This window comes from Alterinioella sp. (assembly GCF_058343375.1).
Map to the genome: position 1 here is coordinate 1 of NZ_JBTUJH010000019.1, position 20,773 is coordinate 20,773.

Here is a 20,773-nt window from a genome sequence, read left to right on the forward strand (position 1 = left end):
CCGGCCCCCGAGAATGTCAGCCCGCCGGGGTTTTCGGTCGCATAGGCGATCACATCCGCCATGGTCTGAAACTCGCTGTCGGTGGCCACCACGAACACCGCCGGATCAGCGCCCCAGTTTGCGATCGGTTCAAAGCTTTCGGCGGTGTATTCCACGCCGCCCTCGATCGACTGCGCGATGAAATGCGGAATGTTATAGGCACCCAGCGTATAGCCATCGCTGTCCGCCTGGGCGGCAAACCAGTTCCAGCCAACCCGACCGCCGGCACCCGGACGGTTCACAATCGCAATCGGCATGCCCAGGGCATCGTCGTTTCCGGCCGTCATGGTCACGATGCGGGCCTGAAAATCGGTGGCCCCGCCGGCGCCGTAGCTGACCATCAACATGATCGGACGGTTCGGATAATCGCCATGCCCGTCGGCCAGTGCCGGTCCCGTCATCGCGGCCAACGCCATCGCGGCCCCTGTAATCAAACGTTTCATATCATTCCTCCCTGGTTGGTTCTGCTGTTTCCGGTGGTTCAGAAAAAGATCTCTCGCGGTGTGAAAACGTATAGAAGCTGCGCGAACAGACCATACATGACCGCCATGAAACCGGCGGTGATGAGCGCGCGCCTGATCCAGCTTCGGGCCTCGGAATGGGGGGCCGGATCATAGAGCGACAGAAGTATGAAAAAGGCGATTGTGGTTGCCGTGTAGAACCCGAGCGCGCTGGCCGCCCAGAACACATAGATCAGCGTCACCACCAGACCGGGGGCCAGATTGCCGAAGGCCGCACTGTTCAGCCCGGTGCCCACCTTGGTGCGCCCGATCAGGGCCTTTATGAAGGTCCAGATCGCCAGCACCGCAAACACGGTCGAGATCAGGCGCGGAAACAGGAAGGCCTCGGCCGGTTGCTGGGTATAGCTGATATAGGCCACCGCCGAGCCCACGGCGGCAATCAGGCCAGAGGCAAGGATATGCTGGGTGCGGGGAATATCGGTCATGTCAACGCATCCTCCTTGGTGGTGTAGCGGCGGCTGCGCGTCTCCATCCATACCGAATAGCCGATCGAGACCACGACGATGCCGATCAGCAGCCAGTTCAGCCAGCCGGTGAAGAAATAGCTGCCCAGGCCCACGGTGGCATCGGCGATCATGGATCCCTGGATGAAATTGGCCTCGGCAATCGGCCCCAGGATCAGCCCCAGCACCAGCGGGGCCGCCGAAAAGCCGAACCGTTCCAGGAAATACATCGTCACGCCAAGCGTCGCCATGACATAGACATCGCCCATCGAGTTCTGCACCGAATAGCTGCCAAACAGCGCCAGACCCAGAACCACGGCCGCCATCACCGAATGCGGCACGCTGGCGACCCTTGCCGCCAGCCCGGCAACATAAAGCCCGAAGATGCACATCAGGATCTGGCCGAACAGCATCGAATTGATGAAGACCCAGGCCACTTCGGGGTAGTTGGTGAACAGATCCGGCCCCGGAAATATGCCGTGGATCAGCAACCCGCCCAACAGCACCGCCGCGGTCGGTGATCCGGGGATCGAGAGGGTCAGGAGAGGCACCAGCGACGGGCCGACCATGGCGTTATTGGCGCTTTCGGCGGCGATCACGCCTTCGCTGTGGCCGGTGCCGAATTTTTCGCTCTCGCGGCTCATCTTCTTGGATTGGTCATAGGCCACCAGCCCCGCGATCTGGCCGCCGACACCGGGGATCAGGCCAATGATCGAGCCGACAAGCGTGCCGATGGTCAGCGCCCGCTTGCGGCGAAACACTTCGCGGAACGCCGCGCCGATGGGATGGCGCTGCACCGTGATGATTTCGGCATTGTCGGGGTTGCGGCCCTTGGCGAACATGGTGATCACCTGCGGGATTGCGAACAGGCCGATCAGGGCCGGGATGACATTGATGCCACCGCTGACCGCCGGGTGAAAGATAAAGCGCTGCGCGCCCATGATGTCGTCAAAGCCGATGGTCGCCAGCCACAAGCCGATGCAGCCCGACAGCAGCCCCTTGACCACCGAACTGGAATCGAGCGTGCCAATCACGGTGACGCCCAGAATGGCCAGCCAGAACAGATGCGACGGACCAAAAGCCAGCGCCCATTGCGCCAGCACCGGGGTCAGGAAAATCAGCAGCAGCACCCCAAAGATGCCGCCGACGGCAGAGGCGATGAACGAGAGTTGCAGCGCCTTTGCGCCCTCGCCATTCAGCGCCATCGCATGGCCGTCCAGCGTGGTCGCGATATTGGCCGGCGCGCCGGGAATTTTCAGCAATATCGCACTGACCGCGCCGCCGGCCACGGTCGAAGTATAGGCGGCCCCGAGCAGGATCAGCCCCTGCTGCGGTTCCAGCCGGAAGGTGAACGGGATCAGCAAGGCCACCGCCATGGTCGGCGACAGCCCCGGTGTCGCGCCAAGGATCAACCCGCCGATCGTGCCCAGCATAAGCAGGCCGAAATTGATCGGTGTGAACACATCGCCGATATAGAACAAAAACTCCACGCGCCCGGGCCTTCCGTCATTCTGAGCGGTTGACTAATTACGCTAACCAATGAAAATAGTTTTGCAAATGTTTTCATTCTGGGCCGATGAAAGGATATTAAATGACTGGTAACAAAAAGAAAAAAGCCGATATAACCAGCGTGGCCCGGTCTGCGGGGGTCTCGGCCTCGACAGTGTCGCGCTATTTCAATCACCCCGAATTGGTCACGCCGAAAACGCGCCGAAAGATTGATCTGGCGGTGCGGCGGCAGGGCTATATCCGCAATCGCGCGGCGCAGACGATCCACGGCATCCGCAGCGCCACGATCGGGGTTCTGGTGCCGACCCTGGACCATGCGATCTTTGCCGAGGTGGTGCAGGCATTCTCGGATACGGTGGCCGAGCATGGCTTTACCATCCTGCTGGCCTCGCATGGCTATGACCCGCAACGCGAATACGCGAATTTGCGGAAATTGCTGGAACATCGGGTCGATGGCGTTGTTCTGACCGGTCTCGATCACGATGAGGCGGTGTTTCAGCTGATCGACAGCCAGGCCATCCCATCGGTGCTGATGTGGAATTATTCCGATACCGCGCGCTATCCCTGCATCGGGGCCGATAATGCCGAGGCCGGGCGCATGATTGCCGAACATGTGCTGTCGCAGGGGCATCGTGACATTGCCTGCATGTTCCCCCCGACACCCAGCAATGACCGCGCGCTTGACCGGTTCGATGCCGTGATGGGAACGCTGGCCGCGGCCGGTGTCACGATCCCGGATAAATGGAAACTGACCACGGTCTACAGCATATCGGCCTCGAAACGCGACATGCTGGCATTGCTCGACCAACCCACGCACCCGACGGCCATCATCTGCGGCAATGATATTCTGGCAACCGGGGTGCTTTACGGTGCGGCGGCTGGCGGGCTGTCGGTTCCGGGGGATATTTCGGTGGTCGGCATCGGGGATTTCAAGGGATCATCCGAGATCGAACCGGCGCTGACCACGGTCCGGCTTCCGGCCTTGCGGATCGGGCGCGAGGCCGGATCCGCCCTGGCATCCGCCATCATCCATCCCGGCACCGTCATCGCGGGCAAACATTGCAAACCCGAGCTTGTATTGCGGGCCTCCTGCGCCCGGATAATGGCGTAGCGCGGCCCTTTCGGCCAGGCCCGGAAACCGGGGCCGTTGCCATGGTCGATCACGGGGTGGGGGCGGGCCTTAGTGGGGGCGGGCCTTACAGATACACGCCGTAATCGAGCAGGCGGCGCTCGTAATCCTCGATCCGCCCGGCAGCCGGTGCGTTGCCAAGGATCATCTCCCCGACCAGAGCCTCGGTCAGCGCAAAGGCCGCCCCCTGCGAGGGCAGGATCTGCGGCCCGTTCATCGGCATCTTGAAGACGATATCGGCCTGCCGTGTGATCGGGGCCGTGTAGCTGTCGGTGATGGCGATGATCCTGGCACCGCAGGCACTGGCGGTTTCATAGGCGCGGACAACCTCGCTGGAATAGCGCGAAAAGGACATCACGATGACCACATCATCAGACCCGCAGCCGGTGACGGCATCCGCGATTGCGCCGGGTTCGGCCAGCGGCGGCGCGAAATTCTCAAACGCCATATGCCCGGTATAGGCCAGATAATGGGCCAGCGAGAAACAACTGCGCACGCCGATGCAATAGATCCGGCGCGCGGTCAGCATCATCGCGGCGGCGGCATCGATTCGGGTCAGCGTCCGGGCTGAAAACAGCTCCTCCAGATTGTCGCGCGCGGAATCGCGGATCTGCGTGGCCAGCGGTTCGCCGGCCTCGGCCCGCATCCGTCTGGCCCGCGACCGGTAGATGCTGTCCTCGTTCCGCAAGGCTGCCTGAAAGGCCTCGCGACAGGGCTCAAACCCCGAATATCCAAGCGCCACGGACAGCCGAAAAACCGTGTTGGCGTTCACTTCGGCCCTTTTTGCAAGGGCCCTGACCGAATGGAAGGCAATTTCATGCGGATGTTCCAGCACCCATTGGGCAAGCTTGCAGATGGCAGGCGAGGCGGTGTGAACCAGATCCGCCAGAGCGCGGTTCAGATCATCCAGAGAGTGGTCATCTATCGGTTCATTCAGGCTCATCTGAAACATTATAAACCTTATCTTGACGAAAATGAATGAATCGTTTCATTCTTGTTTATCCGTGTTTCCCACGGTTCTACAGGGAGAAACTTCATGAACAAAAATCTGGTTGGCGCGCTGGTCGCGGCCACAATGACCTTTGGCGCAAGCGCCGTTTCGGCACAGGAACAAACCTTTGTCACCATCGGGACAGGCGGCGTTACCGGCGTCTATTACCCGACCGGCGGTGCTATTTGCCGCCTTGTCAATCGCAACCGTGCCGAAACCGGCATTCGCTGCGGCGTGGAATCGACCGGCGGATCGGTCTTCAACATCAACGCCATCCGCAATGGCGAGCTTGAATTCGGCGTGGCGCAATCGGACTGGCAGTATCACGCCTATAACGGCACCTCGCGGTTTGAGGAACAGGGCCCGTTCGAAGAATTGCGGGCGGTGTTTTCGGTTCACCCCGAACCCTTTACCGTGGTGGCCCGCGCCGATAGCGGCATCACCAGTTTCGAGGATCTGCGTGGCATGCGGGTGAATGTCGGCAACCCCGGATCCGGCCAGCGCGGCACCATGGAAGTGCTGATGGAGGCCATGGGCTGGACGATGGATGATTTCTCCATTGCCTCCGAGCTTCAGGCCGGGGAACAATCCCAGGCGCTGTGCGACAATAATATCGACGCGATGATCTATACTGTCGGCCACCCGTCCGGGTCGATTCAGGAGGCCACGACAGCCTGTGACAGCGTGTTGGTCGAAGTGACCGGCGAGGTCGTGGATCAACTGGTGGCAGATAACCCGTTCTATCGCACCGCCATTATCCCCGGCGGCATGTATCGCGGCAATGACGAGGATGTGCAGACCTTTGGTGTTGGTGCCACATTCGTGACCTCCTCTGATGTGTCGGAAGAGGTGGTGTATCAGCTGGTGCGCGCGGTGATGGAAGACATCGACCAGTTCCGCAGCCTGCACCCGGCTTTTGCCAATCTCGACCCCGCCCAGATGGCCAATGACGGGCTGTCCGCGCCGCTGCATGCCGGCGCCGAGCGCTATTACCGCGAGGTCGGTTTGATCGAGTGATCGACCAGCACTGATCGAGGTTCTGGCCGGGGCAGGCCTGTTATCTGCCCCGGCCCACCAGAAATTGTACCAAAAGCATTAGCAGGAGGGCGGCGGAATGTCGGATCCGACCGAAGGACGTCAATTCAGTGACGAGGAACTTCAGGATCTGGTCGCCAGCACCGATAGCGGTGCGCGCGTTCCGGAAAATCGAACAATTGCGCTGATGATTACAGGCCTGGCCTTGCTGTGGTCACTGTTCCAGCTCTGGATTGCGCAGCCGCAGCTTTGGTTCGGACAATATCTGCCGGTGCTCAATTCGACCCAGACCCGGCCTATCCACCTGGCATTTGCGGTTGTGCTGGCCTTCATGGCCTATCCGGCTTTCAAAACATCATCGCGCACCCGTATCCCGATCGCCGATTGGCTGCTGGCGGCGGTCGCGGGCGGCTCCGCCTTCTATATTTTCTGGTTTTCCGAGGTTCTGGCTCTGACCGCCCGATCCGGCCTGCCGACCCAAACGCAGGTCATCATCGGGGCCATCGGCCTGTTATGCCTGCTCGAAGCCAGCCGCCGCGCCCTTGGCCCGGCGCTGACCATCGTCGGATCCCTTTTTGCGCTTTACGGCTACATGGGCCAGGGGTGGCTGATCCCGGAACTGATCGAACATGACGGGATCTCGTTCTCGTCGCTGATCAACGGGCTGTGGCTGGATACGGCCGGCGTGTTCGGTATCCCGCTGGGCGTATCGACGGCCTTTGTGTTTCTGTTCGTCCTGTTTGGCTCGTTGTTGGACAAGGCGGGGGCGGGAAATTACTTCATCAAGCTGGCATTCGCGGGGCTTGGCCATCTGCGCGGCGGCCCGGCCAAGGCGGCGGTGGTCGGTTCGGCCATGACCGGGCTGATCTCGGGCTCATCGATTGCCAATGTGGTTACCACCGGCACCTTCACGATCCCGTTGATGAAACGAGTGGGTTTTACCGCCGAACAGGCCGGATCGGTCGAGGTCGCATCCTCGGTCAATGGCCAGCTGATGCCGCCGGTAATGGGGGCGGCGGCCTTTTTGATGGTGGAATTCATCGGCATCCCTTACGTGGCCGTGATCAAGCACGCCTTCATTCCGGCGGTGATTTCCTATATCGCGCTGGTCTATATCGTGCATCTGGAAGCCCTGAAAAAGGACATGCCCGCGCTGGGTGAGGCCAAGAGCTTCTCTGGCATGATCCTCAATTTCTTCATCGGCTTTGCCGTGGCGGGCGCGGGGTTCACGGGCCTGATCTACGGTGTCGGGGCGTTGAAAACCGCCGCCCCTGATTTGGCCGGGCCGGTGATGATGACCGTGCTGGCTGCGGTGTATATCTGGCTGGTTGCCATCGCCGCGCGCCGCCCCGATCTGGAGGTGGACGACCCGAATGCAGAGGAAATCGTGCTGCCGAAGGTGGCCGATGTCTATGCCACCGGCCTGCATTACGTGCTGCCCATCGTGGTTCTGGTCTGGTTTTTGATGGTTGAGCGGCAAAGCCCGGCGAAATCGGCCTTTTATGCCTCATCGCTGATGTTGTTCATCATCGTCACCCAGCGCCCGCTAAAGGCCTATTTCCGCGGCCAGACCGCCCGGTTGATGGCAGAGGTCCGGGCCGGATTTCAGGATCTGATCGACGGGCTGATCGCAGGCGCGCGCAACATGATCGGCATCGGCGTGGCAACGGCGGCGGCGGGTATCATTGTGGCGATCGTGACCAAGACGCCGATTGGCACCGAACTGGCCGGTCTGGTCGAAATGCTGTCGGGCGGCAACCTGGTTCTGATGCTGGTCTTTGTCGGGCTATTCTCGCTTATTCTGGGCATGGGGCTGCCGACAACGGCCAATTATATCGTGGTCGCGTCGCTGATGGCGCCGGTTGTGGTCAGCCTCGGGGCCTCACAGGGGCTGATCGTGCCGCTGATCGCGGCGCATCTTTTCGTGTTCTATTTCGGCATCATGGCCGATGTGACGCCGCCCGTCGGGCTGGCCTCTTTCGCGGCGGCGGCGGTGTCGGGGGGCGATCCGATCAAGACCGGTGTTGTCGCCTTCTTCTATTCCTTGCGCACCGTGGCCTTGCCGTTCTTGTTCATCTTCAACCCGACGCTTATCCTTTATGGCGTCGATCTGGGCACCTGGTCAGGCATCTTTCAGGCGGTGTTCGTCTTTATTGTCGCCACATTCGCCATGCTGCTCTTTGCGGCGGCGACGCAGGGCTATTTCCTGGCCAAATCCCGCATTCACGAAAGTGCTGCACTGCTGCTGGTGGCCTTCACGCTGTTTGTGCCGAATGTCTGGCTGGATATGGTGCAAAGCCCGTTCCGCGACGTGCCGCCATCGGGGTTTGAACAGGCCGTTGCGGATGCCGCCGATGGCGACAATCTGCGACTTCTGATCGAGGGCCCGGATTTCAATACCGGTGAATTGGTGTCCACCACGCTGGTGATGGCGATCACCGGCACCGGCAGCGCGGCCGAGCGTATTGATGCCTCGGGCCTGCTGCTGATCGCCGAGGGCGATATCGTCCGGCTGGACGAGCCGATGTTTGGCACGGATTCCGCCGAAACGCTTGCCGATTTCGATTTCTACGCCGATGAACCTGTGCGCCTGTCGGTGGTGCAGACCGCGCAGCAGCGGTTGCCGGAACAGGTTTTCTACCTGCCAGCGCTTCTGCTTTTGGGGCTGGTCATCATGATGCAGCGCCGTCGTCAGACCAAACCGGCCTTTTAAAGGAGATCCGTCATGTTCAACTCTGTCCTTCTGGCCGTGGATCTTTCGGCCGAAAGCACCTGGACCAAATCGCTGCCCATTGCGGTGTCGATGGCCGAAAGCAACAACGCGCCCCTGCATGTGGTGACCGTGATGCCCGATTTCGGGATGTCCATCGTCGGCACTTTCTTTGATGCGGATTTCGAAGATCGCGCGCTGCATGAACTGGGCGAACGCCTGCAGGCCTGGGTCAATGAAAACATCACCTCCGAGATCGAGGTGCACCCGCATATTCTGCTGGGCCGGGTGTATGAACAGATCCTCAAGGCTGCCAGTTCCGTATCCGCCGATGTCATCGTGATGGCGTCGCACCGGCCGGAACTGACGGATTATCTGCTGGGACCCAATGCTGCACGGGTTGTGCGCCACGCCACGCAATCGGTTTTCGTCGTCCGGGGCACCTGACGCCATGGCCGGGCATGTATTTGGCCGCTCAAGGGCCCCGCTTCCATCGGCCATACGCGGCGACGGCTGTTACATTCACGACAGCGACGGCAAGCAATATCTCGATGCCTGCGGTGGGGCGGCGGTGTCATGCCTGGGCCATAGTGACCCCGATCTGCGCGCCGCGATGATGGCGCAGCTGGACCAGATCGCCTTTGCGCATACCGGGTTTTTCACCTCCCAGGCCGCCGAGGATCTGGCCGACCTGCTGGTGGCACATGCGCCTGCGGGCATTGACCGGGTCTATCAGCTTTCGGGCGGGTCCGAGGCGGTCGAAGCAGCGATCAAGCTGGCCCGGCAATATTATCTGGAAATCGGGCAGCCCAAACGGCACCGGCTGATTGCCAGGCAGCAGAGCTATCATGGCAATACGCTGGGCGCATTGGCGGCGGGCGGCAATGCCTGGCGGCGCGAGAAATACCAGCCGTTGCTGGTTGAAACCTCTCATATTTCGGCCTGTTTCGAATATCGCGACCGGGCCGAGGATGAAACCGCGCATGCCTATGGCCAGCGTGTCGCCAATGAGCTTGAGACCGAGATCCTGCGCCTTGGCCCCGAGACGGTGATGGCGTTCATCGCCGAACCCGTGGTGGGCGCGACGCTGGGCGCGGTTCCGGCGGTGGCGGGCTATTTCGCCCGGATCCGAGAGATCTGCGACCAATATGGCGTGCTGCTGATCCTGGATGAAATCATGTGCGGCATGGGCCGGACCGGCCATCTTTTTGCCTGCGAGGCGGATGGCATTTCGCCCGATATCGTGACCATCGCCAAGGGGTTGGGGGCGGGATATGCGCCGATTGGGGCAATGCTGTGCAGCGCCACGATCCATGACGCGATTGCCGCCGGATCGGGCAGCTTTCTGCATGGCCACACCTATCACGGCCACCCGCTGGCGGCGGCGGCGGGGCGGGCCGTGTTGCAGGTCATTCTGGCCAGGGATCTGGTCGAGCGCGCCAGAACCAAGGGCGAGGCGCTGGCCTCTGCGCTGCAATCGGCCCTTGGCCAGCACGCCCATATCGGTGATTTGCGGGGCAGGGGGCTGTTTCGCGGCATTGAACTGGTCGCCAATCGCGAAACCAAATCCGCGTTCGATCCGGGGCTGAAGATCCACGCCAGGGTCAAATCCGCCGCGATGGAGGCAGGGCTGATGTGCTACCCGGCGGGCGGCACCATTGATGGCCGCGCGGGCGACCATATCCTGCTGGCGCCGCCCTTCATCATTTCCGATGATCAGATCGACGAATTGGTGACAAAACTGACCCGCGCCATCAACGCCGCCCTGCCGGTATGACGGCGCTGCGGGTCAATGGGGTCTGACCCCAGCCACCCGGCAGCGACCGGAACCAGTCGGCAAAGGCGGCGCGGATGCCGGGGCGGATCAGCACCGCGTCCGAGCCGATGGCAAACCCCTTCGTGATGCGCTGACCGGTCACTCCGGGGCCGCCACCAGATTGGCCATCAGACGAAACGCCCCCGGCACCAGCCTTTACATCTGGTGATGCAGGATCAACGCGCAATGGCTGTGCCGCCCATCGCCGATCCTGGCCGATAAAAGCGCGCCGCGATGCGGGGCCTCGTCGGGGTCGGCCATGGCCAGAAGCGGGTGATAGGCGGAATCCCAGGATTTGGCGAAATATAGCCCGCGTTCCTTGTGCCAGCCGGCCCAATCGGCGGGGGTGATGATGTTCGGTGTGGTCAGCAGCGGGTGGTCGGGCAACAGATGGGTAACCTCGGCCCTTTCATCGGTGACCCGCCAGCGCAGCGATGGCTGGCCGATCTCCAGCCTTGCGGGCGGGGTGGTGTCGGCGGCCCAATTGTCACCCGGACGGTGGTAGAGCGTCACCAGATTGCCGCCCCGACGGGTCCAGCCATGCAGATCGGCCAGCCGGGCCGCCAGATCGGGCCGGAACCGCAGCGCGAAGACGCCGACCAGAATGGTTTGAAACGGCGCAAAGGGCGCGCTTTTATCCAATGCGCCGGGGCCCAGCACGGTCACATCACAGCCAAGCGCGGCCAGCCAATCGGCCACCCGGTCATGGCCGCCGCCGATATAGCCGATCCGCGCGCCGGGCGTGGCCACATCAAGCGCAAGAAGGCGCAGGCGGGCCGGAAAACTGCGCAGACGCGGCGCGATATGGGGTTTTCGCAGGATCCGCGCCGTTGCGGCGGGCTGGCCATCCAGGCTCAGCGGCAGATCATAAAGCCCGGGGGCCAGATTGCGGGGCAGGGTGATCCGGGCCTGATTGCCCTGCCAGATCTGGCTCCAGCCCTCGGGCAGGTCAAAGGCGGGCACCCCGCCGGTGGTGTCGGAAATATCAAGTGTCACCTGCCGCGCAGGCAACGCAAGTGTCACCTGCCGCGCAGGCAACGCAAGATTCACCACCATGCCGCCCTGCGACAGCGTGGCGCGGCGGGCGGGCAGAACCAGCGGCGGCACTTCAAGCGCAATGGTCGAGCGGATGCCGCCCAGCGTGGCCGCCAGGCGCGGGCGCGGCGGGGCCAGCGGATCATAGCGGTCGGGATAGGGGTTTGCGGGCGGCGCGCCGGGGCCGGGGCCGATGCCTTCGGCCGCGGAATGCCAGCAATCGGGCAAGTCCGGCGTGATCGACAGATCAAACCCGGCCGCATCGCCTGCCTCGATATGCAGCGGCGCGGTGTCGCCGGGGGCCAACAGGTCGGTTTCCAGCCAGCCGCGCGGGGCGACACCCGATGCGATGCGGATGACACGCGCCAGCTGCGCCAGCTTGGCGTCGATCCGGTGGCCATGTTCGGCCGCCATTGTGGCCTGCGCACGGGTCAGCGCGGCATGGGCGGCAAGGGCGAATTTCAAAATCACCGGGCGGTCGGGAAAACCGGCGATTGCGGCGTCGATTGCGGCGCCGGCGCTGGCCAGATCGGGGCTGCCTTCCAGATCCTCCAGCCGCATTGGCAAATGATCGCTGATCGCAGTCTCATCCGGCCCGACCGCGGATCGCACAAGATGCAAGGGCCACCCGGCCCCGTCGCCCGGCCCCACCCATCGCCCCATGCCCTGGGTTTTGTGATACCAGCGCGATTGCTGGCCGATGCGGCCCCAGGACCAGCCCGAAACCTCCTCTTGCCCGGCCCCCGATACGGTGATCGTGGCCGGCGGTGGCGGCACCTCGTCATCATAGGATCCGCCCGCCCCCGACCAGGCCGGAAGGTAGAGTTTAGAGATTTCCCAGGCCGGCAGATCCGAGCCGGCAAACCCTGGGTCGGCGGCCAGATCCATCACCAGATGCGCGGCCTCGGTCATGGCCCGGTGATGGCCGTGCTGACCGGGAATATCAAGGAAGGTGGGGCACAGGATATCGGGCCTGTCGGCGCGGACCAGATCGACAAACCGCGCCAGCACCCGGTCGCGACCCCATTTTTCCATGGTCTCGACGCCGGATTTGGAAAACCCGAAATCGAAGATCGTGTCATCCGGCGCCTCCGACAGCCAATAGAGCCGCATGTCCAGAACATCTGCTGCGCGCTCCATCTCGGCGGTGCGGATGGTGCCCAGATCCTCGGTTCCTTCGCGGCCGATATCGTTTTGCCCGCCCTCGCCGCGATTGGCGCAGAGATAGGACAGGTTGATCCCGTCGCGCAGCCCCAGCGCGGCCAGCATGGCGCTGGTCTCATCATCGGGATGGGCCCCTGAATTCATCAACCGAAGCACCGATTTCAACGGCTGCAACGCTCGCCACAGGCGCAACATGCGCGGCATCTGCCGGTCGTGGGCGATGCGGTCGGGGTCACTTAGCGGCATGGAATCTTCCTCATTCGGGCAATGTCAGACATCCGCGGCCATGCGCGGTGTAAAGGCGTGGTTGATGATCAGCGCGGCGGCCCCTTTGGTGGCGGTCAGCGGCCCGCAAGTGCCGCAGATCAGCCGGGGATGGGCGCGGGCCGGGCGATTGGCAACGGACCGATCCGAGAGCTGGACCCGCTCCAGCACGGCCTGCAACAGCAGCTTTGGCATCGCGCCACCGGCGATGACCGTATCGGGATCATACAGGTTCTCGACGATCACAATGGCCTGCGACAGCGCCTCTGCCGCATCCGTGATCCAGGCCATCAGCTCGGGGTTGGCAGCGTGAAAAAGCGCCTCCAGCATATCCGTGGTTTCGGCCTCGATCCCGGTTTCGGTCAACCGATGGCGCAGCGCCATGCGGCTGGCGATCTGCTCCAGCGGCACCATCCGGCCCCGAAACGACACCGGGATATGGCCGATTTCACCGGCATTGCCGCGCGCGCCGCGCAAAATGGCCCGGTTCGAGATCACACCAAGGCCGATACCGGTGCCGAAATAGAGATAGGCAAAATCATCAATGCCCTGGCCGCGCCCAGAGACCATTTCCGCCATCGCCGCAGCACTGGCGTCATTTTCGATGATCACCGGCAGATCCAGCGCCTGGGAAAACAGCGCCTCTGCGTCCAGCTCCGTCCATCCCGGCAGATCCGATGCCGCCCCCGACAGCCCGGTCGCGCCAAAGGGTCCGGGCATCACCACACCGGCACCGATCACCCGGTCGGGATCGTTTCGGGCCAGCGCCAACGCCTTGATTTCGATGATTTTCGCGGCCACATGTTCCGGCGATGCCATGTCCAGACCTTCGCGGTGCGAAAACAGGATAGTGCCATCCAGATCGGTCAGCGCCATCAACAGCGCGCCGGGGCGCACCTCGATCCCCAGGGCGGTTCCGGCCCCGGCATTCAGCGCGTATTGCACCGCCGGCAAGCCGCGCCCGCGGCTCAGCCGCCCGACCTCGATCAGCCAGCCCTCGGCCACCAGTTCGGCGATGATATTGCTCACGGCCTGGGTCGAAAGCCCGCTGGCGCGCGCAATCCGGGCCCGGCCACTGGCCCCCGACGCGCGCACATGCCCCAGCACCAGCGACCGGTTGAAGGCGCGGCTGCGCAGGGCGTTCGACCCGGCGGTGGGAAGGCTGATCAGACTCATCTCGATCTCAGGGCTAGCGCAGTGTCCTTGTTAATTCAACTTGATTGAGTTAATTTCGGATTCGCGCCCCGTGGATCAAGAGAGGGCGAGGGCCACCACCGGCCACCACCAGACAGGGAGTTTGCTAATCATGAAACGGAACCTCCGCCATCTTGCCCTTGGCGCCACGCTCAGCGGGGCGGCGCTGTTTGCCTCGATGCCTGCCCAGGCCCAGGTGACCATCGATTACTGGCAGTATTTCTTCGATGCCCGGGTCGATGCCATGGACCAGCTGATCGAAAACTTCGAGGCGGCCAATCCCGACATCACCGTCAATATGACGACCTTTCCCTATGCCGATTACCGCACCCGCACCGCGGTTGCGATTCCGGCCGGCGAAGGCCCCGATGTGGTGCAGTTGTTCTATGGTTGGCTGAATGATTATATCGAGGCCGATCTGATCCAGCCGCTGCCGGTCGACGCCTTCCCGCCCGCCGAGATTGACGCCGAATTTTTCCCGATGGTCCAGGCCATGCGCCGCGACGGGCAATATTACGCCCTGCCCACGGCGGTGCGGTCCCTGGCGTTGTTCTACAACACGCGCCTGTTCGAAGAGGCCGGCATCGACGGCCCCCCCGAAACGCTGGACGAATTGGTGCAAACCGCCATCGCCCTGACCGAACGCGATGGCGCGGGCAATCTGATTCAGGCCGGCATCACCAGCGGCATGGCGGCCCAGGACCACCATTGGTGGCGCGAGGTTCTGGTGCGCCAGTTCGGCGGTGAACCCTATACTGACGACTATCGCACCGTGGCCTATAATTCCGAAGCGGGCCTTGCCGCGCTGAATTTCTACAATGATCTGTCGGCCGTGCATGGCGTGACCGAAGTTGGTTTTATGGATGAATCGCAAGCGGCGTTTCGTGCCGGGCGTGCCGGGATGCATATCGACGGCTCGTTCCGCATCGGCGCGCTGGAAGGCACCCGCGGCCTGGAATGGGCGGTGGCCGAATTGCCCGCCGGCCCCGATGGCGTGCGATCGAACTATTCCTCCTACTGGGTGAACGCGATCACCACACGCGCCGAAGGCGAACGCTATGACGCGGCGCTGTTGTTCATGGATTATGTCACCTCGCCCGAAGCGATGCAGATCTGGCTGGATGTGGTCGGTGAATTGCCGGCCCGCCAATCGGTCGGCATGACCGAAGAAAACGCGGCCAACCCGGTCTATGGCCCGTTCATTCGGGGCTTGGCATATGCCAACACAACCATCTTCGCCGATGAAAGCGCGCAGCGCCAGCTGATGGTCGAGATGCTCGAACGCATCAATCTGGAAGGCCAGGATCCCGCCGCAAGCCTGGCTATTGCCGCCGAGGCCGAACAGGCCCTGCTGGACGGATATTACGAGGAATGATCTGCCTCTCTGCCCGGCCGGGGCCATGTGTCTCCGGCCGGGTTTCTGCCCGCAAAATCGCCCCATGCCTGTCAGGTAGCTGAGCCCCATGAACTACTATCGCGCGCTGTCGATAAAACAGAAACGAACCATCTGGGCCTGGGGTTTTCTGGCGGTTCCGATTCTGTTTTATGTGGTGATCCGGTTCTATCCCACCGGCAATGCCATGGTGCTTTCCTTTCAAAGCTGGAACCTGCTGGAAGAACGCATCTGGGTCGGGTTCGACAATTATCAGGTTCTGTTCAGCGATCCGGATTTCTGGCAGGTCTTTGGAAACACGTTCAAATACTTGGCTCTTGGAACCCCGATCAGCCTGGTGATCAGCTTTTTCATCGCCTATCATCTGGATCGGGTGCGCTTTGCGCATGGCTTCCTGCGGGCGCTCTATTTTCTGCCCTTCATGACCTCTGCCGTGGCCATGGCCTGGGTCTGGCGCTGGTTCTATCAGGGCGTGCCCATCGGCCTGTTCAACAATGTGCTGGCATCGGTCGGCATCTCTCAGATCGCGTTTCTGAACTCCACCACCAACGCATTGCCCGCGATCCTGGCCCCCGCGATCTGGGCCGGGCTGGGGTTTCAGGTGATCATCTTCATGGCCGGTCTGCGCGCCATTCCGCGCAGCTATTACGAGGCCGCGCAGATCGACGGCGTGTCGAACTGGACCGTGCTGTGGGAAATCACCATCCCGCTGCTGCGCCCGACCATCGTCTTTATCGTGGTGTTTTCCTCGATCGGCTTCCTGCGCATCTTTGACCATGTCTTCAACATGACGTCCAACAATCCGGGCGGGCCGCTCAACACCACCAAACCGCTGGTCCTGATGATCTACGAGACCGCCTTTCGAAGTTTCGACATGGGCTATGCGGCGGCGCAGACCGTGGTCCTGTTTCTGATCCTGCTGGTGGTCAGCCTGCTGCAACTGCGCCTGCTGAGGGACAAATGAGATGACAGCAGCCGACACCCAGATCCGCGCCACATCGGCGGCCCTGCTGGAAGGCACCCGGGCCAAACAGCGCCGCAGCATGGGCCAGACCATCCGCTGGCTGCTGCTTTTCGCGGGCGGCATCGCGATGGTGATGCCGATCGCCTACATGATCTCGACCTCGCTGAAATGGCCCTTCGAGGTCTATAATGTGCGCCTGATCCCGGAGGAACCGCATCTTCAGAACTACGCCTATGTGCTGTCGGACGGGCGTTTTTATGGCTGGTTCATAAACTCGCTGATCATTGCCACGCTGACCACGATCTCGAATCTCTTTTTTGACAGCCTGGTGGGCTATACGCTGTGCAAGTTTACCTTCCGCGGCCGCTACATCGTCTTTATCGCAATCCTGTCGACGCTGATGATTCCGACCGAAATGCTGGTCATCCCGTGGTATCTGATGAGCCAGAGCTTTGGCTGGCTGGACAGCTATTGGGGGATCATGTTCCCGGGGCTGATGACCGCCTTTGGCGTCTTTCTGATGCGCCAGTTCTTTCAGACCGTGCCCGATGATTTCATTGAGGCCGCCCGCATCGACGGGCTGAACGAGTTTCAGATCTACTGGTCGGTCGCACTGCCGATGGTCAAACCGGCACTGGCGGCGCTGGCGATCTTTGTTTTCCTGGGCAATTGGACGGCCTTTTTGTGGCCGCTGATCGTGACCACGGATGCTTCGCTCTATACCTTGCCCGTTGGCCTCTCATCCTTCGGCGATGAGGCCGATGTGCAATGGGAGCTGATCATGACAGGGGCCGCAATCTCAACCATTCCGACCCTGGTTGTTTTCCTGATCTTCCAGCGCTTCATCATTCGCGGTGTGGTGATGGCGGGGCTGAAAGGATGAGCCCGCCCACCCCAAGACCGGGCATGGCGTGGCCGGCGTTGCGCCGTGAGTATTTTTGCAAAGAAGAAGCCGAAAATTTGATTAAAATTGTGCCTTCTTCTTTGTCCAAATACTCAAATCCCATGCGTGCAACAGGCGCAAGCGGTGCGGGCGCATGAGCGACGGGTCGAAATTTCCAGATCCGGTCTATCGCGACACCGTGCTGGCCCCCTTGTTCGAGGGCGTGAAGACGCATTATGCGGGCCATATGGCGGCCATCAACCGGGCCCATCTGGTGATGCTGGTCGAGACCGGCATCTTGGGCGTGGCCGAGGGCCGGGCCATCGCCGCTGCGCTGGCCGCGATTGACGCGGAAACGGATCTGTCCGCGCTGCGCTATACCGGTGAGTTCGAGGATTACTTCTTTTACGTGGAGGCGGAACTGAAGGCCCGGCTTGGCGCGGATCTGGGCGGTATGCTGCACACGGCCCGGTCGCGCAACGACATGGATCATACCGTGTTCAAGCTGGAGCTTCAGACCCGGGCCGCCGCGATGCTTGAGGCGCTGTTTACCCTGGCCGGGGCGTTGATCGAAAAGGCGCGGGCCGAGCGCGATACCGTCATTGTCGCCTATACCCATGGCCAACCGGCGCAGCCGACGACGTTCGGGCATTATCTTGGCGCGGCCATCGAAGGCCTGCTATCGGATATCGCGCGCCTGATGCGCGAGGCAGCGGCGCTTGATCTGTGCCCGATGGGGGCTGCGGCCATCACCAGTTCGGGCTTTCCGATTGACCGGGCACGGGTTGCGGGTCTGCTCGGGTTTTCGGCCCCGAAACAAAATTCATATGGTTGCATTGCTTCGGTCGATTATATCACCGGGCTTTATTCGGCGCTGAAGCTGCCCTTTCTGCATTTGGGGCGTCTGGTGCAGGATATGGCGTTCTGGTCGGCTTTCGAGGTCGGTCAGCTTTATGTGCCCAACGCTCTGGTGCAGGTCAGTTCCATCATGCCGCAAAAGCGCAACCCGGTGCCGATCGAACATATGCGCCATCTGGCCAGCGTCACCCAGGGCCGCTGCGACACCATCCTTGCCACCATGCATAATACCCCCTTCACCGACATGAATGACAGCGAGGGAGAAGTGCAATCCGCGGGCTACGCCGCCTTTGACAGCGGTGCGCGCATGGTGGCACTCATGACCGCCTTCCTGCCGGCCTGTTCGATCAATGCGGGCCGGGTCCGGGCCAATGCCGATGCGGCCTGCGTGACCATTACCGAACTGGCCGACAGTCTTGTTCGCGCCGAAGGGCTGTCCTTTCGCCAGGCGCATGGCATTGCCGCCGGGGTTGCGCGTGCGGTGATCGCTAAGGGCGTGCCGCTTGCGGCCGGGTTTGCGGAATTCACCGCCGCCTATCATGGCGAAACGGGGCGCGCGCCCGAGATGACCGAGGCGGCCTTTGCCGAGGCCGTATCGCTGCGAGGCTTCATCGCCCGGCGCGATCGTTATGGTGGCCCGGCACCCGCCCCGATGGACGCGGCGCTGGCGGGATATGACGACACGCTCGCCGCTTTGCGGGCCGATCTGCAAGACATATCGACCCGCCGGCGCGATGCCAAAGCACTGCTGAACCATGCCTTCACCAAATTGACGGAGCCTGCCTGATGTCCGACCTCGTCCTGCGCAATCTGGTCAAAACCTATGACAAGACCGAAGTGCTGCATTCCATCAACCTTGAAGTCGAAGATGGCGAATTTGTCGTTTTCGTCGGGCCATCGGGCTGCGGTAAATCCACCACTTTGCGAATGATCGCGGGGCTGGAGGAGGTGACCTCGGGCGAGATCGAGATCGGTGGCCGCGTGGTCAATAATCTGGAGCCCAAGGAACGCGACATCGCCATGGTGTTCCAGAATTACGCCATCTATCCGCATATGAGTGTGCGCAAGAATATCGGCTTTGGGCTGCGCAGCTCCAAATTGTCGAAACCGGAAAAAGACGCGCGGATCGATCAGGTGGCCGAGATCCTCAGCATGACCGATCTGTTGCACCGCAAACCGGCGCAGCTGTCGGGCGGGCAGCGCCAGCGGGTCGCCATCGGGCGCGCCATGGTGCGCGACCCGGCGGTGTTTCTGTTCGATGAACCGCTGTCCAATCTTGATGCCCAACTGCGCACCCAGATGCGGCTGGAGATCAAGAGATTGCACCGCCGGGTCGGCAACACGATTGTTTTCGTGACCCATGATCAGGTCGAGGCGATGACGATGGCCGATCGGATCGTGGTGATGAAAGATGGCCATATCCAGCAGGTCGGCACCCCCGATCAGATCTACCATCAGCCCGCCAACACCTTTGTCGCGCAATTCATCGGCGCGCCGTCGATGAACCTGCTGACGGGGGTGCTGATCGCGGGCGGTGTGGCTTTGTCCAATGGGGCCGAGATTGCGCTGCCGGGGCGGGCGGGTTTGCGCCAAGGGGCCCCCGTGCAGCTTGGCATCCGGCCCGAAGATCTGCATCTGGCCAGCGACGGTGCCGGGATCTTTGCCGGCGAGGTGTCTGTGGCCGAGCCATTGGGTGCCGAGACGCTGCTTTATGTGGCATTGGAGGGGCACGAGATCATTGCCACCGGGCCGGGGCGCAACCCGCCAAAGGCGGGCGATCAGATTCGCCTTGGGGCCGATCCGGCGCAGATGCACCTGTTCGATGCGCAAACGGGGTTGGTGATTACGTGACTGGCGATGGTGGCATCCTGTGTGCGGGGCGGATCTATTGCGACCTGGTGTTTTCCGGTCTCGATGGCGGGCCTGCGCCGGGGCGTGAAGTTTTCGCCGACAGGCTGGCCCTGCGCGCCGGGGGAGGGGCCTATATCACCGCGGCCTATCTGTCGGCGCTGGGCCAGGATGTCGCCCTGATGGGGGTGCTGCCGGCCTCCCCGTTCACGGCACTGGTGACGCAGGAGATGGGCCAAAATCGGGTGATTTCGCATTGCACCGAACCGGGGCCGCAGGATGACCCGCAAATCACGGTGGCGCTGGCGCGTGGCGGCGACCGGGCTTTCGTGACCCGGCGGACCGGCGCGGCGCTGGCCTTTCACAAAGGCACCGCGCTGCCCGCCGCGCGGCATTTGCATATCGGTGAGCTGACAACCGCGCTGGATCATCCCGATCTGATCGGGGCGGCGCGCGGCCAGGGCATGACGATCTCGCTGGATTGCAGTTGGGATGCGCAGGCGCTGGCCGATCCGCGCGCCGCCGCAATCATCGCCTCGGTCGATCTGTTCCTGCCCAATTGTGCCGAGGCCGAGGCGCTAAGGCAAAACGGCATTGCGGTTGCGCCGCGCGTGGCAAACATCATCAAGCGCGGCGATCGCGGCGCTGTCGCCATCGCGGCGGGCGGGGCTACGCAATCGGCCCCCGCCTGCGCCGCGACAGTGCAGGACACGACCGGGGCCGGTGATGCCTTCAATGCCGGGTTTCTGTCGGCCTGGCTGGCGGGCCAGCCGCTGGGCGATTGTCTGGCGCGGGCCAATCACTGCGGCGCGCTGGCGGTGGCGCGGCTGGGGGGCGCGGGGCAGTTGCCCGATCTCAGGGACCTGGGCGCGCATCGGTTGCAGGTGCCGGAGGTGGAGTGACCCCGCCCGCAATCCGCCACCGGCCGGTCACGTTTTTGCTTTCGCCCCGCTGCTTCGGCGCGGGGCCGGCCGGCC

General features: G+C 62.5%; 18 protein-coding genes. 11 read left to right on the forward strand and 7 right to left on the reverse strand.

The genetic code is table 11. From position 1 onward, the window contains the following. From ACW8PS_RS03265 to ACW8PS_RS03275, 3 genes are all read right to left on the reverse strand, one after another. Positions 1–482: Bug family tripartite tricarboxylate transporter substrate binding protein (locus ACW8PS_RS03265; RefSeq protein WP_491525839.1), on the reverse strand; the 482-nt coding region annotated here is incomplete at its 3' end. 38 nt (positions 483–520) lie between these two features. Further along, a complete protein-coding gene (locus ACW8PS_RS03270; RefSeq protein WP_491525840.1) occupies positions 521–985 on the reverse strand; it encodes a tripartite tricarboxylate transporter TctB family protein in 465 nt (154 codons plus the stop codon). Further along, on the reverse strand, positions 982–2,493 hold the full coding sequence (locus ACW8PS_RS03275; RefSeq protein WP_491525841.1) for a tripartite tricarboxylate transporter permease: 1,512 nt from the start codon (positions 2,491–2,493) through the stop codon (positions 982–984). Before ACW8PS_RS03275 ends, ACW8PS_RS03270 begins: the two co-directional genes overlap by 4 nt. 101 nt (positions 2,494–2,594) lie before the next feature. Between ACW8PS_RS03275 and ACW8PS_RS03280 the strand changes: the two genes are divergently transcribed. After that, a complete protein-coding gene (locus ACW8PS_RS03280; protein WP_491525842.1) occupies positions 2,595–3,623 on the forward strand; it encodes a LacI family DNA-binding transcriptional regulator in 1,029 nt (342 codons plus the stop codon). Positions 3,624–3,708: 85 nt separating this feature from the next. On the opposite strand, the gene ACW8PS_RS03285 is transcribed toward ACW8PS_RS03280, so the two are convergent. Continuing rightward, positions 3,709–4,584 (reverse strand): MurR/RpiR family transcriptional regulator, encoded by an 876-nt coding sequence (locus ACW8PS_RS03285; RefSeq protein ID WP_491525843.1) that lies wholly within the window; start codon positions 4,582–4,584, stop codon positions 3,709–3,711. 93 nt (positions 4,585–4,677) lie between these two features. On the opposite strand from ACW8PS_RS03285, the gene ACW8PS_RS03290 reads away from it, so the two are divergent. The 4 genes from ACW8PS_RS03290 to ACW8PS_RS03305 all read left to right on the forward strand — a co-directional run bounded on the left by ACW8PS_RS03290 (position 4,678) and on the right by ACW8PS_RS03305 (position 10,154). After that, entirely contained in the window at positions 4,678–5,649 is a 972-nt protein-coding gene (locus tag ACW8PS_RS03290) for a TAXI family TRAP transporter solute-binding subunit (RefSeq protein ID WP_491525844.1), read from the forward strand. 97 nt (positions 5,650–5,746) lie between these two features. After that, positions 5,747–8,380: a TRAP transporter permease gene (locus tag ACW8PS_RS03295; protein ID WP_491525845.1), complete on the forward strand. Its 2,634-nt coding sequence runs from the start codon at positions 5,747–5,749 to the stop codon at positions 8,378–8,380. A gap of 12 nt (positions 8,381–8,392) precedes the next feature. Beyond that, positions 8,393–8,824, forward strand: coding sequence for a universal stress protein (locus tag ACW8PS_RS03300; RefSeq protein ID WP_491525846.1), 432 nt, complete (start codon positions 8,393–8,395; stop codon positions 8,822–8,824). A gap of 4 nt (positions 8,825–8,828) precedes the next feature. Then, entirely contained in the window at positions 8,829–10,154 is a 1,326-nt protein-coding gene (locus ACW8PS_RS03305; protein WP_491525847.1) for an aspartate aminotransferase family protein, read from the forward strand. Here ACW8PS_RS03305 and ACW8PS_RS03310 read toward each other — a convergent pair. The 3 genes from ACW8PS_RS03310 to ACW8PS_RS03320 are packed head-to-tail and all read right to left on the reverse strand — an operon-like array spanning position 10,132 to position 13,832. Beyond that, entirely contained in the window at positions 10,132–10,296 is a 165-nt protein-coding gene (locus ACW8PS_RS03310; RefSeq protein WP_491525848.1) for a hypothetical protein, read from the reverse strand. The two genes, ACW8PS_RS03305 and ACW8PS_RS03310, sit on opposite strands and share 23 nt — an antisense overlap. A 53-nt stretch (positions 10,297–10,349) precedes the next feature. Next, on the reverse strand, positions 10,350–12,638 hold the full coding sequence (locus tag ACW8PS_RS03315) for a PIG-L family deacetylase (RefSeq protein ID WP_491525849.1): 2,289 nt from the start codon (positions 12,636–12,638) through the stop codon (positions 10,350–10,352). Between the two features lie 24 nt (positions 12,639–12,662). Further along, entirely contained in the window at positions 12,663–13,832 is a 1,170-nt protein-coding gene (locus tag ACW8PS_RS03320; protein ID WP_491525850.1) for an ROK family transcriptional regulator, read from the reverse strand. A gap of 130 nt (positions 13,833–13,962) precedes the next feature. Between ACW8PS_RS03320 and ACW8PS_RS03325 the strand changes: the two genes are divergently transcribed. From ACW8PS_RS03325 to ACW8PS_RS03350, 6 genes are all read left to right on the forward strand, one after another. Then, on the forward strand, positions 13,963–15,225 hold the full coding sequence (locus ACW8PS_RS03325) for a sugar ABC transporter substrate-binding protein (protein ID WP_491525851.1): 1,263 nt from the start codon (positions 13,963–13,965) through the stop codon (positions 15,223–15,225). A gap of 88 nt (positions 15,226–15,313) precedes the next feature. Further along, positions 15,314–16,207: a carbohydrate ABC transporter permease gene (locus ACW8PS_RS03330; RefSeq protein ID WP_491525852.1), complete on the forward strand. Its 894-nt coding sequence runs from the start codon at positions 15,314–15,316 to the stop codon at positions 16,205–16,207. Between the two features lies 1 nt (position 16,208). Next, positions 16,209–17,090, forward strand: a complete 882-nt coding sequence (locus ACW8PS_RS03335) for a carbohydrate ABC transporter permease (protein WP_491525853.1) — start codon at positions 16,209–16,211, stop codon at positions 17,088–17,090. A gap of 154 nt (positions 17,091–17,244) precedes the next feature. Then, on the forward strand, positions 17,245–18,735 hold the full coding sequence (gene argH / locus ACW8PS_RS03340) for an argininosuccinate lyase (protein WP_491525854.1): 1,491 nt from the start codon (positions 17,245–17,247) through the stop codon (positions 18,733–18,735). Beyond that, positions 18,735–19,799 (forward strand): ABC transporter ATP-binding protein, encoded by a 1,065-nt coding sequence (locus tag ACW8PS_RS03345; protein ID WP_491525855.1) that lies wholly within the window; start codon positions 18,735–18,737, stop codon positions 19,797–19,799. The genes argH and ACW8PS_RS03345 overlap by 1 nt, the downstream gene beginning before the upstream one ends. Continuing rightward, positions 19,796–20,698 carry a carbohydrate kinase family protein gene (locus ACW8PS_RS03350; protein WP_491525857.1) on the forward strand — a complete coding sequence of 301 codons (903 nt, stop codon included), beginning with the start codon at positions 19,796–19,798 and terminating at the stop codon, positions 20,696–20,698. Before ACW8PS_RS03345 ends, ACW8PS_RS03350 begins: the two co-directional genes overlap by 4 nt. Positions 20,699–20,773 lie beyond the last annotated feature (75 nt).